Origin of the sequence: Streptomyces profundus (assembly GCF_020740535.1) — a bacterium.
GTDB classification, from domain to species: Bacteria; Actinomycetota; Actinomycetes; order Streptomycetales; family Streptomycetaceae; genus Streptomyces; species Streptomyces profundus.
In genome coordinates this window covers 6,139,595-6,156,959 of sequence record NZ_CP082362.1, presented here as the reverse complement: position 1 = coordinate 6,156,959, position 17,365 = coordinate 6,139,595, and the positions used below count along the sequence as shown (strand labels likewise).

The 17,365-nt window shown below is 74.6% G+C and carries 15 protein-coding genes and 1 pseudogene; 15 read left to right on the top strand and 1 reads right to left on the bottom strand.

Features of this window, described 5'->3' with window-relative positions:
• Positions 1–26 precede the first annotated feature (26 nt).
• Positions 27–833 carry a GNAT family N-acetyltransferase gene (locus tag K4G22_RS26685; RefSeq protein ID WP_228083001.1) on the bottom strand — a complete coding sequence of 269 codons (807 nt, stop codon included), beginning with the start codon at positions 831–833 and terminating at the stop codon, positions 27–29.
• A gap of 354 nt (positions 834–1,187) precedes the next feature.
• On the opposite strand from K4G22_RS26685, the gene K4G22_RS26680 reads away from it, so the two are divergent.
• The 15 genes and pseudogenes from K4G22_RS26680 to K4G22_RS26610 all read left to right on the top strand — a co-directional run bounded on the left by K4G22_RS26680 (position 1,188) and on the right by K4G22_RS26610 (position 17,313).
• Entirely contained in the window at positions 1,188–2,270 is a 1,083-nt protein-coding gene (locus tag K4G22_RS26680) for a LacI family DNA-binding transcriptional regulator (protein ID WP_228083000.1), read from the top strand.
• A 7-nt stretch (positions 2,271–2,277) separates the two neighbouring features.
• Entirely contained in the window at positions 2,278–3,237 is a 960-nt protein-coding gene (locus tag K4G22_RS26675; protein WP_228082999.1) for a carbohydrate ABC transporter permease, read from the top strand.
• On the top strand, positions 3,234–4,133 hold the full coding sequence (locus K4G22_RS26670; protein WP_228082998.1) for a carbohydrate ABC transporter permease: 900 nt from the start codon (positions 3,234–3,236) through the stop codon (positions 4,131–4,133). Before K4G22_RS26675 ends, K4G22_RS26670 begins: the two co-directional genes overlap by 4 nt.
• Positions 4,130–5,449 (top strand): ABC transporter substrate-binding protein, encoded by a 1,320-nt coding sequence (locus tag K4G22_RS26665; protein WP_228082997.1) that lies wholly within the window; start codon positions 4,130–4,132, stop codon positions 5,447–5,449. Before K4G22_RS26670 ends, K4G22_RS26665 begins: the two co-directional genes overlap by 4 nt.
• A gap of 60 nt (positions 5,450–5,509) precedes the next feature.
• Positions 5,510–6,550, top strand: a pseudogene (locus tag K4G22_RS32055) (ADP-ribosylglycohydrolase family protein); the annotation flags it as partial.
• 590 nt (positions 6,551–7,140) lie between these two features.
• Positions 7,141–8,322: an ADP-ribosylglycohydrolase family protein gene (locus K4G22_RS26655; RefSeq protein WP_228082995.1), complete on the top strand. Its 1,182-nt coding sequence runs from the start codon at positions 7,141–7,143 to the stop codon at positions 8,320–8,322.
• 8 nt (positions 8,323–8,330) lie between these two features.
• Positions 8,331–9,503, top strand: a complete 1,173-nt coding sequence (locus K4G22_RS26650; RefSeq protein ID WP_228084241.1) for an ADP-ribosylglycohydrolase family protein — start codon at positions 8,331–8,333, stop codon at positions 9,501–9,503.
• Entirely contained in the window at positions 9,500–10,876 is a 1,377-nt protein-coding gene (locus K4G22_RS26645; protein ID WP_228082994.1) for an ADP-ribosylglycohydrolase family protein, read from the top strand. The genes K4G22_RS26650 and K4G22_RS26645 overlap by 4 nt, the downstream gene beginning before the upstream one ends.
• 64 nt (positions 10,877–10,940) lie before the next feature.
• The gene (locus tag K4G22_RS26640; RefSeq protein WP_265590276.1) at positions 10,941–11,825 is read left to right on the top strand and encodes a ribokinase; all 885 of its coding nucleotides are present in this window, start codon (positions 10,941–10,943) and stop codon (positions 11,823–11,825) included.
• A 65-nt stretch (positions 11,826–11,890) separates the two neighbouring features.
• Entirely contained in the window at positions 11,891–13,066 is a 1,176-nt protein-coding gene (locus tag K4G22_RS26635; protein ID WP_228084240.1) for a CaiB/BaiF CoA transferase family protein, read from the top strand.
• Complete coding sequence (locus K4G22_RS26630; RefSeq protein WP_228082992.1) at positions 13,063–13,920, top strand: HpcH/HpaI aldolase/citrate lyase family protein; 858 nt, start codon at positions 13,063–13,065, stop codon at positions 13,918–13,920. Before K4G22_RS26635 ends, K4G22_RS26630 begins: the two co-directional genes overlap by 4 nt.
• A gap of 10 nt (positions 13,921–13,930) precedes the next feature.
• On the top strand, positions 13,931–14,989 hold the full coding sequence (locus tag K4G22_RS26625) for an aminoglycoside phosphotransferase family protein (RefSeq protein ID WP_228082991.1): 1,059 nt from the start codon (positions 13,931–13,933) through the stop codon (positions 14,987–14,989).
• 48 nt (positions 14,990–15,037) lie between these two features.
• The gene (locus K4G22_RS26620) at positions 15,038–15,925 is read left to right on the top strand and encodes an alpha/beta hydrolase family protein (protein ID WP_228082990.1); all 888 of its coding nucleotides are present in this window, start codon (positions 15,038–15,040) and stop codon (positions 15,923–15,925) included.
• A 99-nt stretch (positions 15,926–16,024) separates the two neighbouring features.
• Positions 16,025–16,177, top strand: a complete 153-nt coding sequence (locus tag K4G22_RS26615; RefSeq protein ID WP_228082989.1) for a hypothetical protein — start codon at positions 16,025–16,027, stop codon at positions 16,175–16,177.
• Complete coding sequence (locus K4G22_RS26610; protein WP_228082988.1) at positions 16,177–17,313, top strand: methyltransferase domain-containing protein; 1,137 nt, start codon at positions 16,177–16,179, stop codon at positions 17,311–17,313. Before K4G22_RS26615 ends, K4G22_RS26610 begins: the two co-directional genes overlap by 1 nt.
• Positions 17,314–17,365 lie beyond the last annotated feature (52 nt).

The window sequence follows — 17,365 nt, the reverse complement described above, 5'->3', positions numbered from 1 at the left end:
TCGGCCGTCGGGGGCGGGACGTGGGCTCAGCCCCGTTCGAAGGAGTGGGCGTGCGCGATGGTGGTGAAGCCGAGCCGCTCGTACCAGTGGCGCGGCCAGTCGTCGGCGTCCGCGATCAGGAAGCGGGTGGCGCACCCCGCGCCCTCGGCCCGGCGCAGCGCCTCGGCCAGCACCGCGTTCCCGTGGCCGCGCCGCAGCCGCGCCTCGTCGGTGAGCACGTCCTCGATCTGCGCGACCCCGGTGGCCGGGTCGGCGTAGAGATCGGCCCAGCAGGCGGCCTCGCCGTCCTCGTCCCGGGACGCGATGAAGTGCACGGCTTCGGCGCCGCGTCGACGCGCGAGCCTGCGGTCCACCAGCTGACGGATCACCTCGTCCTCGGCGTCCGGCAGAAACCCCCGCCAGCGGCGGGCGATCGGCCCGCGCAGTGCGTCGAGGTCCACTTCCTCGGCTTCACGCGCGGTGCTGCCGGGCTTCGGTACCGGTCCGGTGTGCAGCATCAGCAGATACACGGAGTGCTCATAGCCGGCCGCGACCAGCGTCGGCGCGACGGCCTGGCCGGCCTGGTCGTGCAGCACGGTGATCAGGCGGTGCGGAAGCCCGGCGAGCGCCTCGTCGGCCAGTGTGGGCAGCGCCCCGGCGTCCACGACCGGCTGGTCGACGAAGATCTGGTTGTCGGCACGCGAGTGCGGCAACGCGTCGTCGCGCACGGCGAATCCACCGGGCAGCGGGGTGGCGTGCTGGGCCTGCCGGCGGGCGAAGTCGGCCAAGAAGCCCTGTATGCGCGGCAGTTCGGCATCGGCGGCGGCCGGGCGCTGAGTGGTCGGGTCGGACATGAGGGAAGAGCTTAGGGGACCGGCGGGCGCATCACCCGCGATTAACGGGCCGCCGGGCGGCGGTCCGAAGCGGGCCGCCACGCCGTCAAACGTCCGCACGCCGGCGCATACCAAGCAGCGCACGCCGGCGCATTGGTGTGCGTGACGCCTGCTTGCCACATATCCGGGTAAACCACCCATAGTTGGCACGACCGCGCGCCAGGAACGGGCGGCCTCTTGACGCACGCGGTCTCAACCCGCAGCATCTGTAAACGATTCCAGCAGCTGGAAACGTTTACCGGAACCCCGCCATTCCACCCCACACCGGAACAGGCGGCCCGCGGAGCTGAGACAACGGGAGAAGGAGACAAGGGCATGTCCAACGGCGGAAAGCCGACCATCGTGTCGATCGCCGAACGCGCCGGCGTCTCCATCGCCTCCGTGTCCCGGGTGCTCAACGGGCAGGGCGCGCGCCGGGACACCACCGAGCGGGTCCGGCGCGCCGCCGCCGATCTCGGCTATGTGCCCAACGCGGTCGCGCGTTCCCTCAAGGACGGCAGGACCCGCCAACTCACCTTTGCCATGCCCGACATCGGCAACCCCGTCTATGTGGCGATGGTCCGGGCCATCCAGGAGGTGACCAAGGCCGCCGGGTACCGGCTGCTGCTGCACTCGACGGACGCGGTGGCGGAGGACGAGCTGGCCGTGCTGCGCAGCCTCGCCGACCGCACCAGCGACGGGCTGATCCTCTGCCCGATCCGGATCACCGACGCGCATATCGCCGCGCTGCGCGAGGCGGCGGGCCCCGTGGTGGTGATCGGCTCGCTGCCGCCCGGCGTGCCGGTGGACAGCGTGCGGGCCGATTCGGTGGCCGGCGCCGCCCTCGCGGTCCGCCATCTGCACGCCACCGGGCGCCGCCGGATCGCCTTTGTGAACGGCCCGGCCGACACCGTGCCAGGACACAACCGCGACCTCGGGTTCCGGAGCGCCCTCGCCGAGTGCGGCCTGCCCTACGAGGAGGCGCTGGTCGTCCACACCGACTTCGGCATCGACGCCGGCGCCGAGGCCGCCGGACGGCTGCTGCCCGCCCGGCCCGACGCGATCTTCTGCGCCAACGACCAGCTCGCGCTGGGCGCGGCGCACGCGCTGCTCGCCCGTGGGCTGCGCATACCCGAGGACCTGGCGGTGGCCGGGATGGACGACAGCCAGTTGGCGCGTGCCGGCTGGCCACCGCTGACCAGCGTGGACCTCGGCTCCTCCGAACGCGGCCGGCGCGCCGCCGAGTTGCTACTGCGACGGCTCGCCGACCGCTCCCCCGACCGATCGGCGCCACCCGCCGACGGCGAGGCCGGGACCGCCACCGAGGCCGCCCCGCCCGAAGCGCCCCGCACCACGACCGCCCTGCCCCGCCTCGTCGTCCGCGCCTCCACGGTGCGGCGGCCGACCCCGACACCATGAGGATTCGATGAGTCTGCTCAAGCCCCGGGCCAAGGCCGTCCCGGGCAGCCGCGGCACCCCGCCGCCCAGAACGCCCAGGCAGCGCAAACGTGCGCTGGGCCTGGACAGGGGTGCCTGGTTTCTGCTGCTTCCCGCCCTGATACCCATCCTGCTGCTGAGCGTTGGCCCGCTGGTCTATGCGGTCTCCCTCGCCTTCACCGACGCCCAGGCGGGCCGCACCTCGCCCACCCAGTTCGTGGGCCTGCTCAACTTCACGGACCTCAGGCACGACTCGCTGTTCTGGGAGTCCTTCCGGATCGGCCTGGTGTGGGCGCTCTGCGTCACCACCCTCCAGTTCCTCCTCGCCCTGGGTCTCGCGCTGCTGCTGGACCAGAACCTCAGGTTCCGCTGGCTGGCCAGGACGTTGGCGCTGGTCCCCTGGGCGATGCCCGAGGTGGTGGTCGGCGTCATGTGGCGGCTGGTCTACCACCAGGACGCCGGCATCCTGAACAAGACGCTCGCCCAACTCGGCCTGATCGACGGCCAGGTGGACTGGCTCTCCTCGATGACGCTGGCGCTGCCAGCCGTGATCGTGGTCGGCGTCTGGGCGGGCATGCCGCAGACCACGGTGGTGCTGCTGGCCGGCCTGCAGAACGTGCCCCTCGAACTGCGGGAGGCGGCGGCGCTGGACGGCGCCGGGGCCTGGCGCCGGTTCACCACCGTCACCTGGCCGGCGATCCGTCCCGTGGTGCTGGCGATCACCGCGCTCAACTTCATCTGGAACTTCAACTCGTTCGGCCTGATCTACGTGCTGACCCAGGGCGGTCCCGGCGGCCGGACGCGGCTGCCGTCGCTCTTCGCCTACGAGGAGGCGTTCAAGTACGGCCAGTACGGCTACGCGGCGGCGATGGGGCTGGCGATGATCGCCCTGATCGCGGTGCTGCTGGTGCTGTTCCTGCGCCGCAAGCTCAAGGAGGACGCGCGATGAGCCGCACCGACCCGGCGCCGCCCGTCACCGGGCCCCCCGCCACGAGGCCGCCGGCGCGCCGCAGGCTCGCCAGGGGCGCCGGCCGCGCCGGGCAGTATCTGGCGCTGCTGTGCTATCTGGTCTTCCTCGGCTTCCCGCTGCTGTGGCTGCTCTCCACCTCGCTCAAGTCGCCGCAGGAGCTGGGCTCCATCGACCCGAGCTGGATCCCGAGGGACCCGAGCCTTGCGAACTTCCGGGCCGCCTTCGACGCCCAGCCGCTGCTCAGGTCCGCCCTCAACAGTCTGGTGGTGGCGACCAGCGCGGCGGTGATCGCGGTGGCCATCGCGGTGCCGGCCGCCTATGTGATGGTCCGCCACCGCTCCCGGATCAGCCGGGCCGGCACGGTGTGGATCCTGGTCAGCCAGATGTTCCCGTTCGTGCTGGTGATCATCCCGCTCTTCCTGGTGCTGCGGAACCTCCATCTGATCAACCAGCTCCCGGGTCTTGTCATCGTCTACGTGGTGTGGAACCTGCCGTTCGCGCTGTGGATGCTGCGGGGCTATGTGCGGGCGGTGCCGATATCCCTGGAGGAGGCCGCCGCGGTGGACGGCGCCAGCCGGCTGCGGACGTTGACCAGCGTGGTGCTGCCGCTGCTGACGCCTGGCCTGGTCGCCACGCTGATGTTCTCCTTCGTCACCGCCTGGAACGAGTTCTTCTTCGCCCTGGTCCTGCTCAAGTCTCCGGAGAAGCAGACGATGTCCGTGATCCTGACCCACTTCATCGGCGCCGAGGGCGTCGCCGACCTGGGCCCGCTGGCCGCCGCCGCGCTGCTGGCCACGCTGCCCAGCCTGCTGTTCTTCGCGCTGCTCCAACGGCGGCTGGTCAGCGGGATGCTCGCCGGGGCGGTGAAGGGATGAGGCGCCTGACGCGTGCCCGACTCATCGCCGGCGCATGGACGTTGGCCCTGCTGGGGGCCGCCGGCTGCGGCGGCGGCTCACCGGACGACGACGGCCGGGTCACGTTGGAGTTCCTGAGCCTGGCCTGGCAGGCGGAGTCGGTGGCGGCCAACGAGGCCCTCGTCGAACAGTGGAACGCGGCCAATCCCGATGTCCAGGTCCGCTACGTCCAGGGCTCCTGGGACAACATCCACGACCATCTGCTCACCTCGTTCGAGGGCGGCGAGGCGCCGGACGTCATCCACAACGACGCGTCCGACCTGACGGACTTCGCCAACGGCGGCTTCCTGGCCGACCTTTCGCCGCTACTGCCCGACGCGCTGCTGGCCGACGTCCCAGAGGCGGCCTGGTCCACCACCACCTACGAGGGCGGGATCTACGGGGTGCCGTTCCTCCAGGAGCCCCGGGTGCTGGTCGCCAACACCACCCTGCTGGAACGCGCCGGGGTCCGCCTGCCGACGCCCGAAGAGCCGTGGAGCTGGCCCGAGTTCGAGGCCGCGGGCGCCGCGCTCACCGAGGACGCCGACGGGGACGGCGACACCGACACCTACGGCGTGGCCTGGTCGATGAGGGAACCGGTCACCCAGACCGTCAACCTGTCGCTGTCCACCGGCGGCGAGGTCTTCACCCGGCGGGACGGCAAGAACGAGGTCCGCTACGACCCGGCCGACTCGGCCGTCGCCGAGCTGATCCACCGTCAGGTGCACGAGGACGGCACCGCCGCGCGCGGCAGCCTGGGCATGACCGGCTCGGACACCCTGCCGGGGTTCTTCGCCGGCCGCTACGCGATGCTGCCGCTCAACTTCTCCTTCCGGCAGCAGGTCGCCCAACAGGCGCCCGACGGCTTCGACTGGACGGTGCTCCCGATGCCGAGCGGCGGGCCCCGACACGGCCTGGCCCAGGGCGTCGCGCCGCAGACCCTCTCCGTCGCCGAGGACAGCGACCACCAGCGGGCCGCCGCCGACTTCATCGCCTTCCTCGCCCAGCCCGAACACCAGGTGGCCCTCGCGCAGGGCGACTGGATGCTCCCGACCAGCCAACAGGCCCTCGCCGACCCGGCGTTGGACACCGAGGAGTACGGCTGGCGCACCGGGACCCGAATAGCGAGCGAGCTGCGCCCCTCCCCGGTGCTCGGGGTGCGCGGCTATCCGGAATGGAAGGACAAGATCGCCACCCCCGCGCTACAGGAGTACTACAGCGGGGCCATCGGTCTGGACACGCTTCGGGACAAGCTCACCGACGACGGCAACCGGATCCTCGACCGCTACCAGCGTTAGCGCCTCGCCCGCGCCGTCGTCGCGCGGCCCCCGCACAACCCAGAAATGAGCACGAACACCATGAGTGTCAGCATCGATCCCGTTCCCGCACCGCGTCGGTCGTCGCCGGCGACGCCAGGGCAACCGATCGTGCCGCGCGACCGCGCCAGGGGCGCGATGCTCGGCCTGGCCGTCGGCGACGCGCTGGGCGCGCCGGCCGAGAACCTCACCCCCTCCCAGATCAGGGAGCGTTGGGGCCGCATCGACGGCTTCGTCCGGGACGACCCGGCCGGCACCGACGACACCGAGTACGCCATCTTCTCCGGGCTGCTGCTCGCCCGGCACGGCTCGGCGCTGACCGTCGCCCAGGTCGAGTCCGCCTGGCACGAGTGGATCGCCGACCGGGACGAGGGCCCGTTCCGGGGCGCGGGATTCAGCGAGCGCGGCACCCTGGAGAACCTCCGCCGTGGCCTGGCAGCGCCGATCTCGGCGCAGCACCGGCACGCCTGGAGCGACGGACTGGCCATGCGCGCCGCGCCGTTCGGCGTCTTCGCGGCCGGCCGACCGGCCGAGGCGGCCCGCCTGGTCGCCATCGACGGCACCGTCTCGCACGACGGCGAGGGCATCTACGGCGGGCGCGCCGTGGCCGCCGGGGTGGCCGCGGCGATGGTCGGCCACGAGCCGGACGTGGTGGTCCAGGCCGCCCTCTCGGTGGTCCCCGAGGACTCCTGGACGGCCAGATCGCTGCACCGCGCGGTGTCGGCGGCGCGGCGCGCCCGGCACGATCCGGCGGCCACCCAGCTGTCGGTGGAACGCGCGGTCCGCTCGGCCACCGTGATCGGCGGCTATCCCTGGACGGACCTCGCGCCCGAGGCCGTCGGCCTGGCGTTCGGCGCGTTCGCCGCCGCGCGCGGCGAGTTCCGCGCGGCGGTCGGCACCGCCGTCAACATGGGCCGCGACGCGGACACCACGGCGGCGGTCGCCGGCGCGCTGGCCGGCGCGTTGCGCGGCGTGGCCGCGATCCCCACCGACTGGTCGGCCGCCATCGGCCCCGTCCGGGGCAGCTGCCTCCCCTCCATGGCCGGCCGCCACGTCCTCGAAGTAGCCGACCTGCTGACCCCGAGGACGCCCCCGGCGGGTGCGGCTGCGCCGCCGGCGGGAGCCGGATCCGCCGCCGAGGCGGGGGCGATGCCCGGCAGGATGACGCCAGCGGCGGGGCGAGGGCCCGGAACCACGACCGAACCAGCGCCGGCGGAGGCGCGGACGCCGCCGGCCACCGGGGCGGGGCACGCCCCGGCGAGCGGCGCAAGACCGACCACCGGCCGGGAGAGCACGGGCGCGGCCTCGGCCGGCGGCACCGAGCCACACCCGGGCCCAGTAGCCACCCACCCCCCGGCGAAAAGCACCGACACCACCGACGAGCGCACCGGCACGGCCGACACAGCCCCGGCCGACGACAAGGGCGGCGCGGGCGGCGCGGCCTCGGTCGGCGGCGCCCGGCCGGCAAGGCCGACGCGCGGCGCCGGGCCGGTCGACGGCCGGGAAGGCAGTCGAGGTCGGTACCTGCCGGGCGGCGCCCCTCCCGGGGCCGGCTGGGGCGACAACGCCCCGGCTGCGGGCGCCGGCCCCTCGGGCGGTGGGGCGGCGGCCCCAGGGCGGTGGCGTGCGGGGAGCGAGGCGCCCGTGGGAAGCGGCCGGACGGGAGCCGTGCGATGAGCGGTGCGCGAGTGGAGGGGTTGCTGCTGGGCATCGCCGCCGGCGATGCCGCCGGGTGGCCCTCGGGGCGGCATCGGGCGACGCGGCTGCCGGACTGGACCCGCCGGCTGACCAGGGAGTTGGACACCTTCGCCGAGCAGAACGCGACGACCACGCTGCCCGTGCCGATCGCCCTCAACCAGCCGCCCGACCCGCTGCGCCTCGGCCCCTCGGACGACGCCGAGTGGGCGGCGTTCACCGCCAGGTCGGTGCTGTCCGCGACGGGGTCGGGCGGCAGTGATCTGCCGGCGGACCAACGGGTGCGCTCCGCCCTGGCGTTGGCGTGGAACACGCTGGCGGACGAGGTGGCGGCGGCGGCCAGCCGGGCGCCCGAGATCGAGTCGGCGCATATCCCGCTGCGCGCCCGGATCTCGGTGCGCGCCGGTCTCGGGAACCTGGCGGCCGGGCTGCGGCCCCCGGCGACCGGACACGACAATCCGCACTACTTCGACGACGCCGCCTGCGTGCGGGCCGCCGTGTTGGCCGTGGTGCACCCGGGAGCCCCGGAGGCCGCCGCCGACCTGGCCGAGTTCGACGCCCGCTACACACAGGACGACGACGGGGTGCACGGCGCCCGCGCCATAGCGGCGGCCGTTGCCACCGCGCTGGGCGGCGATTCGATGGACCTCTGTGTGGCGGCGGCCCTGCGTCAGCTGCCGGAGGACACCGAGATCAGGCGCAACGCGCTGCGCGCCGTGGAGTTGGGACAGGCGGCGGCAGCGGCCAGGCCCGGCCTGCCGGGGAACGCGTTCGCGCTGGTCCCGGTGCTGGAGCACGAGATCGTCGACCACGTCTACAGCTATGGCATCGCGGCGGCCGAGACGGTGCCGGTGGCGTTGGCGGTGGCCACGGCCGCCGCCGGCGCCGTCACCGAGGCGGTGCCGAGCGCGGCGTGTCTGTCCCGGGTGGCCGATTCGGCGCCGGCGCTCGCCGGGGCGCTCACCGGCGTGGTGGGCGGCGCGGACGCGCTGCCCACCAGCTGGCGCGACGCCTGCCGCACGCTGGCCGGCTGCGCCCTGCCCCAACTCGCCGGAGTCGATCTGGTGGAGATCGCCGACCAGCTTGAGCTGATCCACGCCCCACCGTCCCTTCCGCAGGCTTCCCCCCACTCCACCTCACCCGAAGGAGTCCGCACGTGAGCCAGAGCATGAGCCAGACCCAACTCGTCACCTCCCGGCCGTCGTTGGCGGAGCGCACGGCCGGCGTCCTGGTGGGCGCGGCCGTGGGCGACGCGCTCGGCGGCCCCGTGGAGGGCTGGACGCCCGAGGCGATCGTGGAACGGCACGGTGGCCGCGTCCGGGGCATCGTCGAGCCGTTCCACAAGGACGACTGGCGCACCGCCCGGCCGATCGCGCCGTACCACAAGGGCGATGGGCATGTCACCGACGACACCCTGATGACCCATGCGCTGGTCCGGGTCTACGAGCGGGTGCGGGACCATCTCGACGCCTACGCGGTGGCCGACCATCTGGTGCCCGATCTGATCACCACGCCGCGCTGGATTCCCGAACTGGAGGCGGAGGCCCTGCCGTTGCAGCGGATCTTCCTGGCCGAGAAGTGGATGGTGGCCCGGCTGCACTACGGCCATGTCGATCCGCGCGAGGCGGGCGTCGGGAACATCGTCAACTGCGGCGCGGCGATGTACATGGCGCCGGTCGGGGTGGTCAACGCGGCGCATCCGGAGGCCGCCTACGCGGAGGCGCTCGATGTGGCCGGCGCCCACCAGTCGAGCTATGGGCGGGAGGCGGCCGGGGTGTTCGCCGCCTCCGTCGCCGCCGCGCTGCGGCCGGACGCGACGCCCGAGTCGGTGGTGGAGGCGGCCCTCGCGCTGGCCAAGGACGGCACCCGGGCCGCGATCGAGGCGGTCTGCGAAGTGGCCGCCGACTACCGGGACTTCGAGGCGGCGCTGGCGCCGCTGCGGGCGGCCGTCGCCCCGTTCGACACCGTCGGCCCGGACTACCGCAAGCCGTCGCTGGGCGCCCGGCGGCCGTCCCGGCTGCATGCCATCGAGGAACTGCCCGTCGCCCTGGGCATGTTGCTGGTCGGCGGCGGCGACTTCCGGGAGACGGTGCTGGGTTCGGTCAACTACGGCCGGGACTGCGACTCGATCGCCACGATGAGCGGCGCCATCGTCGGCGCGCTGCGCGGCGAGCGGGCGGTGCCCGAGGAGTGGAGCGCCGAGGTCGGCCGGGCCAGCCGGCTCGATCTGCGGGCGCCGGCCGTGGCGCTCACCGAGGTGACCCGCGAGGTGTTCGCCCGGGACGTGGCGCGCCGCCGCGCGCACGAGGCCGGGTTCGCCGCCCTGACGGAGGCGCCGTGACGGGCCAGGGGCGGCGTCCGCTGCGGCTGACCTGGGTGCAGCCGGAGGATCTGGTGGGTCATGAGCTGGCCCAGGCCGCGCAGGACGGCCGGGACGCGGGCGCGATCGCCGACCGGTGGCTGGCGGCCGGCGGGTCGCCGGCCCCGGAACGGGCCGGCGCCTCGGCGACGCCGGCGTCGCCCGCGCTGCGCCGGCTGGCCGAGGAGTCGCTCGACGCGTTGGCGGCGCTTGAGCTGCCCTCTGCGCGGCGGGAGCCGACGGAGCTGGCCGCCATCCGGGCGGCCTGCCCCGACTGGCCGGCGCGGCCGGTGCTCTCGGCGCCGGCGGGGGTGCGGAGGCTGACGGCGGCCTGGCTGGGCCGGGCGGCCGGCTGTGTGCTGGGCAAGCCCGTGGAGAAGCTGCCGCTGACCGGCATCAGGGCGCTGGCCAGGGCCACGGGGAACTGGCCGCTGGACGACTGGTTCACCGCGAGGGGCGTGCCGTCCGAGCTGGCCGCCGCCTACCCGTGGAACCGGCGCTCGGCGCCCACCTCGCTGGCCGAGACCATCGACGGCGCCCCCGAGGACGACGACCTCAACTACCCGCTGCTGGGGCTGCTGTTGCTGCGCCGGCACGGGGACGCGTTCGACACCGCCGATGTCGCCGGGCTGTGGTTGGACGAGGTGCCGGCCGGACGTACGTTCACCGCCGAACGTGTCGCCTACCGCAACCTGTTGGCGGGCGTGGAGCCGCCGGCGACGGCGACGTACCGCAACCCGTTCCGGGAGTGGATCGGCGCGCAGATCCGCGCCGATGTGTTCGGCTGGACCCATCCGGGCGATCCGGCGACCGCCGCCGAACTCGCCCACCGGGACGCCGTGTTGACGCACACCGCGAACGGCGTCTACGGGGCGATGTTTGTCGCGGCCGTGGTCTCGGAGGCGGTCGGCGGCGCGAGCGACGTGCACCGCTGTCTGGCGGCCGGGCTCAACGTCGTGCCGCCGGGCTCCCGTTACGCCGCCGCCGTGACGCTGGGTATCGAGACGGCCCGCGCGCACGGCGACTTCGACACCGTGGTCGATCTGCTGCACGCGCGGTTCGAAGGTCACCACTGGGTGCATGTGCTGCCCAACGCCGCGCTGTTGGCCGCCGCGCTCACCCATGCGGACGGGGATTTCACCGCGTCCATCTGCCGGGCCGTGGCCGGGGGCCTGGACACCGACTCCAACGGCGCGACCGCCGGCTCCGTCGCTGGCGCGCTGGCCGGCGCCCCCGAGGCGCTGCCCAGCCGCTGGACGGCGCCGCTGCGCAACCGACTGGCCAGCTCCATCACGGGTTTCGACGGCATCGGCTTCGACGCCCTGGCCGCCCTGACCCGGGAGGTTTCCGCGTGAACCCGGAGGTAACCCCGTGACCGAAGACCGTGCCACCGCCGTCGCCGTGCTGGGCTCGACCAATATGGATCTGGTGGCCTATGTGGCCGCCGCGCCACGCCGGGGGGAGACGGTGTCGGGCCGCGAGTTCCGCACCGTGCCCGGGGGGAAGGGCGCCAACCAGGCGATCGCCGCCGCCCGCGCCGGCGGCTCCGTCACCATGATCGGCGCCGTGGGCGACGACGAGTTCGGGCCCCGGCTGCGGGCCACGCTCAACGAGGCGCGCGTGGACACCGTGGGGTTGCGCACCGAGCCGGGGCCCAGTGGCATCGCCCATATCGTGGTGGACGACGAGGGCGGCAACTCCATCGTGGTGGTGCCGGGCGCCAATGGCACCGTGACCGGCCTCGGCGAGGGCGACGAGCAGCGGATCGCCGATGCCGACACCCTGCTGATGCAGCTCGAACTCCCCCTGGAGGCGGTGCTGGCCGGGGCGCGCGCCGCCCGCGCGCACGGCGCGCGCACCGTGCTCACGCCCGCGCCCGCCTGCCCGCTGCCGGACGAACTCCTCTCCCTCACCGATCTGTTGGTGCCCAACGAACACGAGGCCGCCGCGCTGACCGGCCACCATGAGCCGCTGGCCGCGGCGCGCGCGTTTCTGGACGTCGTTCCCGAGGTGGTGATCACGCTGGGCGCGGCGGGCAGCCTCTATGCCGCGCGGAACGCCGAGCCGGTGAGCGTACCCGCCGTCGCCGTGCGGGCCGTGGACAGCACGGCGGCGGGCGACACCTTTGTCGGCGCGCTGGCCGTCGCCGTGGGCGAGGGCTGGCCGATGCCGCGCGCCATGGCGTGGGCCGCCGGCGCCGCCGCCCTCTCCGTCAGCCGCCGGGGCGCCGCCTCGTCGATGCCGCACCGGGCCGAGATCGACGCCCTGCACCGCACCGCCCCCCACCCCAGGGAAGCACCGTGAACCACACCGCGCCCGACGCCGACTCACCCAACACCGACGAGACCTCCGACCGGCCCCGGGGGCCGCTGGCCGGTCTTCGGGTGCTGGATCTGGCCACCCTCTTCGCCGGCCCCCTCGCCGCCACCCTGCTGGGGGACTTCGGCGCCGAGGTGATCAAGGTCGAGCACCCACGCCGCCCCGACCCGTCGCGGGGCCACGGCCCCAGCAAGAACGGCGTCGGCCTCTGGTGGAAGCTGCTGGGCCGCAACAAGCGCACCATGACGCTCGACCTGTCCACCGAGGAGGGCCGGGCGCTGCTGCTCCGGCTGGCGGCGGACGCGGACGTGGTGATCGAGAACTTCCGCCCCGGCACACTGGAGAAGTGGGGCCTGGGCTGGGATCAACTCCACGCGGCCAACCCCAGGTTGGTGCTGGCCAGGGTCACGGGCTTCGGCCAGTTCGGCCCCTATGCCAGGCGCCCCGGGTTCGGCACCCTGGCCGAGGCGATGAGCGGCTTCGCCGCCGTCACCGGCGAGCCGGAAGGGCCGCCCACGCTCCCACCGTTCGGCCTGGCCGACTCCATCGCCGCGCTCTCCACCGCCTACGCGGTGATGACCGCGCTCGCGGGCCGCGCCACCACCGGCGTCGGCCAGGTGGTGGATCTGGCGATCATCGAACCGATGCTGACGGTGCTCGGCCCGCAGCCGCTCTGGTACGACCAGCTGGGCTATGTGCAGCCGCGTACCGGCAACCGGTCCACCAACAACGCGCCCCGCAACACCTACCGCACCTCGGACGGGCAGTGGGTCGCCGTCTCCACCTCGGCCCAGTCCATCGCCGAGCGGGTGATGCGGCTCGTGGGCCGCCCCGAGCTGGTCGACGAGCCGTGGTTCACCTCGGGCGCCGGCCGCGCCGCGCACGCCGACACGCTGGACGAGGCGGTCGGCGCCTGGATCGCCCGCCATGACAAGGCCGCCGTGCTCGCCGCCTTCGAGGCGGCCGAGGCGGCGATCGCGCCGATCCACGATGTGCGGGACGTGCTGGACGACCCCCAGTACCGGGCGCTGGACAGCGTCACCGAGGTCCAGGACGAGGAGTTGGGCCCGCTGCGGATGCAGAACGTGCTCTTCCGGCTCTCCGGGACGCCGGGCGCCATCCGCTGGGCCGGCCGGCCGCATGGCGCGGACACCGAAGCGGTGCTGGGCGAACTGGGCCTGTCGGCCGAGGAGATCGCCCGCCTCCGAACGGCGGGCACGCTATGAGCACGCACACCCCGAGCGGGGCGCCTCCCGTTGAGCAGCTGAGCCTCACCTGGCTCTATGTGCCTGGTGACCGTCCGGAAGTCGTCGCCAAGGCACTGCGTTCCGGGGCCGATGTGGTGATCGTGGACCTGGAGGACGCGGTCGCCCCGGAGCGCAAACGCTATGCGCTGGACGCCACCGAGGAGTTGCTCGGCACGCCGCTCCCCGTCCCGGTGCAGGTGCGGACGAACGCGCCGGGCGGGCCCAGGGCGGAGGCCGAGGTGCGGCGGCTGGTCGGGCTGCCCGGGCTCGCCGGTCTGCGGCTGCCCAAGGTCGAGTCGGCGCGCCAACTCGCCCTGGTCGCCGAGTGGGCCGAGGGGCGCCCCGTGCCGCCGCTGTATCCCCTGTTGGAGAGCGCGTTGGGCCTGGAGGCGGCGTTCGCCGTGGCCGGGGGGCATCCGGCGGTGGCCGGACTCGCCCTCGGCGAGGCCGATCTGCGGGCGGACCTCGGCGTCGCGGCCGACGAGGGACTGGCCTGGGCGCGGGGCCGGGCGGTGGTCGCGGCCCGGGCCGCGGGACTGCCGCCGCCGGCCCAGTCGGTCTATCCGGACGTGCGCGATCTCACCGGACTCGCCGCCTCCTGCGCGGCCGGGCGCGCGCTGGGCTTCCTCGGCCGCACCGCCCTGCATCCACGTCAACTGCCCGTCATCGAGCGGGCGTTCCTGCCCACCGCCGCCGAGATCGCGGCGGCCAGGGAGGTGGTGGGCGCGGCCGAGACCGAGGCGGGCGCGCTGGCCCTGGCGGACGGCAGGTTCGTGGACCCCGCCGTCGTCGCCGGCGCCCGCCGCACCCTGGCCCTGGCGGCCCGCTGCTAGCGTGCCCTCCGTGCCTTCGCAACCTCCCCCCGTCGCCACCACGACCGCCGAACTGCCGGCCGCCGTCGCCGCCGCCTTCGATCTGGGCCCGGTGACGGGCGACTGGCAGCCGGTGGGGGGTGGCCGTTCGCACCCGCTGTTCCGACTGCGCACCGCGCACGGTGAATGGGCTGTCAAGCGTCTCAACCGGTCACGGGAGGACTGGTGGTGGCAGGACCACCTGCTGGCCGTCAGGATCGAGCGGGCCGCGCTCGCCGCCGGCATCGCGATGCCCCGCCCGGTCGAGCCGCCGCACCCCGGCGCCGGCCCGCTGGTCGACCTGACGGTGGCCGAGGAGCCGGAGCCGGTGAGCTTCCTGGCCTGGGAGTGGTGCCACGGCAGCCAGGTCGCCGAGACCGACGCCCCTCCTGAGCTGCGCCGTTGGGTCGGCGCCACGCTGGCGCGGCTGCACGCCCTGACGCCGGCCGGGAACGCGGAGGAGGGGAACGTCTACCCGCCGCACCCCGCCGACGCGTGGCGGCGGTGGCTCGACGAGGCGGGCCCGGATACCGACCCGGCGTTCGTCCGCGCCATCGCCGACCATCTCCCCGACGTGGCGCTCGCCTATCGGACCATCACCGAGGCGGGCGACCAACTTCCGGACGGGCTCTGGGTGTTCACCCATCGGGATATCAAGCCGGACAACATCCTGCGCACCGCCGACACCCCGGTGCTGCTGGACTGGGAGGGCGCGGGGCGCGATCTGGCGCCCTGGGAGGCGACCCGCACGGCCCTCGCGTTCAGCCGCACGGCGGACGGCTGGGACCGCGCCGGCTTCGTCGAGGTGCTGAACGCGTACCGCGCGGCCGGCGGCGCGCCCGTCGCGCCCGTGCCGGCGGCCTTCGGCGGGCTGATCGACCAACGCCTGGGCGGCGCCGCCCTCATGCTCTGGCGGGCCCTGGGCCACCGCCCGGTCTCGCCGCCGGAGCGCGCGGACGCGCACCGCCACGCCCTGGGGTATCTGGCGGAGCTGCGCCTGGAGCTGGCCCAACTCGACCGCTGGGCGGGCTGGTTGCGCGAAGTCGCGTAAAGCCGGGCACCAGCCGGCCCCGGCGGCGCCCTGGTTACGATGCCGCCCATGACAACGGACAACCCGCCAGAGCCCGCCATACATCTGTGGTACGACGAGTCCCGCCGCGACTACCGCTCGCCGGACCGGCCCCGGCCCGTCCGCGTCTACCGGTGGCGGCCCGCTCCCGGTCCGGCGGAACCGGCCCCGCTGATCGTCGTCTCGCACGGCACCGGCGGCTCCGGCGGCTCCATGGGCTGGCTCGCGGAGCCGCTGGCCGCGGCCGGGTTCGAGGTGATCTCCGTCGACCACCACGGCAACAACTTCGTCGACGGGTACGACCCGGAGGGTTTCCTCTACATCTGGGAGCGTCCCAGGGACCTCAGCTTCGCGCTGGACCGGCTGGCCGCCGAGCGGCCCATCGGCCCGGTCGGCGCCGCCGGCTTCTCGGTCGGCGGCTACACGGTGGCCGCCCTCGCCGGCGGGCGCGCCGACCGGAAGGTCCTGGAGGCGGTGCTCGACAGCCAGGTCCCGCTGCCGCCGATCCCCGAGTTCCCCGACCTGCTGGAGGCCCTCGCCGCGAAGGCGGGACCCGAGGAGCTGCGCGCCCGATTCGCCGCGTCGGACCCGGAGGCGGACCTGACCGACCCCAGGGTCCGCGCCGTCTTCCAGATCGCCCCCGCCGTTGGTCCCCTGGTCAGCGCCGAGAGCCTGCGCGCGGTGCGCGTCCCGGTGGGCATCCGCTGGGGAGGCGCGGACACCATCACCCCCTTCGCTGAGCAGGTCGAGCCGTATCTGACACATATCCCCACCGCCGACGGCCGCTCCCTCGGCGCGGACGTCCGCCACGACGACTTCATCGCCGACCCCCCGGCCGACCCCACCGCCCGCCCCCGCGCCGCCGCCGACGCCGTCGCCTTCTTCCGCCACCACCTCGCCGCCACCTCGGACAGCTAGCCGATGGTCCCCCGGCCGGGGGACGCACCCCGCGCGCGCCTTCCACACGCCCCCGCACGCCCCCTAACGTCCTTCCTGGCATCGACGAGGGAGAGCGGAATGGCTGGTCAACACGGCGACGGGCAAGGCGGCCTCGGCTCGGACGGGCTGCCGGGAACGCCCTACGAGCCGCCGCAGCCCTCCACGGACGGCAGTGCCCCGGCCGGGGAAGGGCAGCATCGGGAGGGCGACGACCACGAGGACGGCGCGTAGTGCCCCAGGGCGGTGCGGGTGCGTCGGGGGCCGGCTTCGAGGTGCCGGCCGGGTGGGCCGGCGCGTTCGCCGAGGTGCCCCGCGCCGCCTTTCTGCCGCCGGTGATCTGGTCGCACGACCAGGAGAGGGAGACGTTCGCCCGCCTCGACGCGCGGGTGGATCCGGCGGGCTGGCGGGCCGCCGCCGAGGGCGATGTGCCGGTGGTCACCCAGTGGGACGACGGCGCGCACGCCGGTGAGGCGCCGGGGCGTGAGGCGACGAGCTCGGCGTCCAAGCCCTCGCTGGTCGCCGCGATGCTCGCCGCGCTCGATGTGGCCCCGGGCATGCGCGTGTTGGAGATCGGCACGGGCACCGGCTGGAACGCCGCGCTGCTGGCGCACCGGTTGGGCGCCGACCTGGTCACCACGGTGGAGATCGATCCGGCGGTCGCCGAGGCGGCCGAGCGGTCGCTGGCCCGGGCGGGCCCGTGCCCCCGGGTGCTGGTCGGGGACGGCGCTGCGGGCGCCCCCGAGCACGGCCCGTTCGACCGGCTGATCGTGACGTGCGGGGTGCGGCGGATCCCGCCGGCGTGGCTCCGCCAGTTGGCTCCCGGCGGGCATGCCCTCATCCCCTGGGGCACTCCGTTCACGCTGCATCGCGACGCGCTGCTGCGGCTGACGGCACGGCCGGACGGGACGGCCGAGGGGCGTTTCCTCCAGCTGGTCTCGTTCATGCGCCTGCGCGCTCAGCGGGACGGCTCCCCACCGCGGGCGGCGGAGCTGCCGTTCCATGACATCAGGTCCGACGCCTGGCCCCCACACGGCTGGCATCCGTTCCCCTTTCTCGCCGGTCTGCGCCTGCGGGACGCGTCCTACGCGGTGCAGCGGCACGACGACGGGCACACCCAGTGGCTGTACGACCTGGCGGGCGGCGGCTGGACGGCCGGCGTGCGGCGGAGCGGCGTCGGGCCAGGGGTGTGGGTGCGGCAGGCGGGGCCCCGCCCCCTGTGGGACGAGTTTCTGGACGCCTACCGCTGGTGGCGCGCGGCCGGGGAGCCGGGCGTGGACCGGCTGGGGATGACGGTGGCCGCTGACGGGCGGGCCTCGGTGTGGCTGGACGAGCCGGGCCGAACGGTCTGGGCTCAGCCGGCCGGCTGAGCCGGGCCCGGCTCATGACAAAGGCGAGCATGACAAAGGCAAGAGGGGGAAC

Bases quoted from the DNA above. Each gene is read 5' to 3' on its own strand.
- K4G22_RS26685 (WP_228083001.1), bottom strand. From the start codon at position 833: ATGTCCGACCCGACCACTCAGCGCCCGGCCGCCGCCGATGCCGAACTG.
- K4G22_RS26680 (WP_228083000.1), top strand. From the start codon at position 1,188: ATGTCCAACGGCGGAAAGCCGACCATCGTGTCGATCGCCGAACGCGCC.
- K4G22_RS26675 (WP_228082999.1), top strand. From the start codon at position 2,278: ATGAGTCTGCTCAAGCCCCGGGCCAAGGCCGTCCCGGGCAGCCGCGGC.
- K4G22_RS26670 (WP_228082998.1), top strand. From the start codon at position 3,234: ATGAGCCGCACCGACCCGGCGCCGCCCGTCACCGGGCCCCCCGCCACG.
- K4G22_RS26665 (WP_228082997.1), top strand. From the start codon at position 4,130: ATGAGGCGCCTGACGCGTGCCCGACTCATCGCCGGCGCATGGACGTTG.
- K4G22_RS26655 (WP_228082995.1), top strand. From the start codon at position 7,141: ATGAGCGGTGCGCGAGTGGAGGGGTTGCTGCTGGGCATCGCCGCCGGC.
- K4G22_RS26650 (WP_228084241.1), top strand. From the start codon at position 8,331: ATGAGCCAGACCCAACTCGTCACCTCCCGGCCGTCGTTGGCGGAGCGC.
- K4G22_RS26640 (WP_265590276.1), top strand. From the start codon at position 10,941: ATGGATCTGGTGGCCTATGTGGCCGCCGCGCCACGCCGGGGGGAGACG.
- K4G22_RS26630 (WP_228082992.1), top strand. From the start codon at position 13,063: ATGAGCACGCACACCCCGAGCGGGGCGCCTCCCGTTGAGCAGCTGAGC.
- K4G22_RS26620 (WP_228082990.1), top strand. From the start codon at position 15,038: ATGACAACGGACAACCCGCCAGAGCCCGCCATACATCTGTGGTACGAC.
- K4G22_RS26615 (WP_228082989.1), top strand. From the start codon at position 16,025: ATGGCTGGTCAACACGGCGACGGGCAAGGCGGCCTCGGCTCGGACGGG.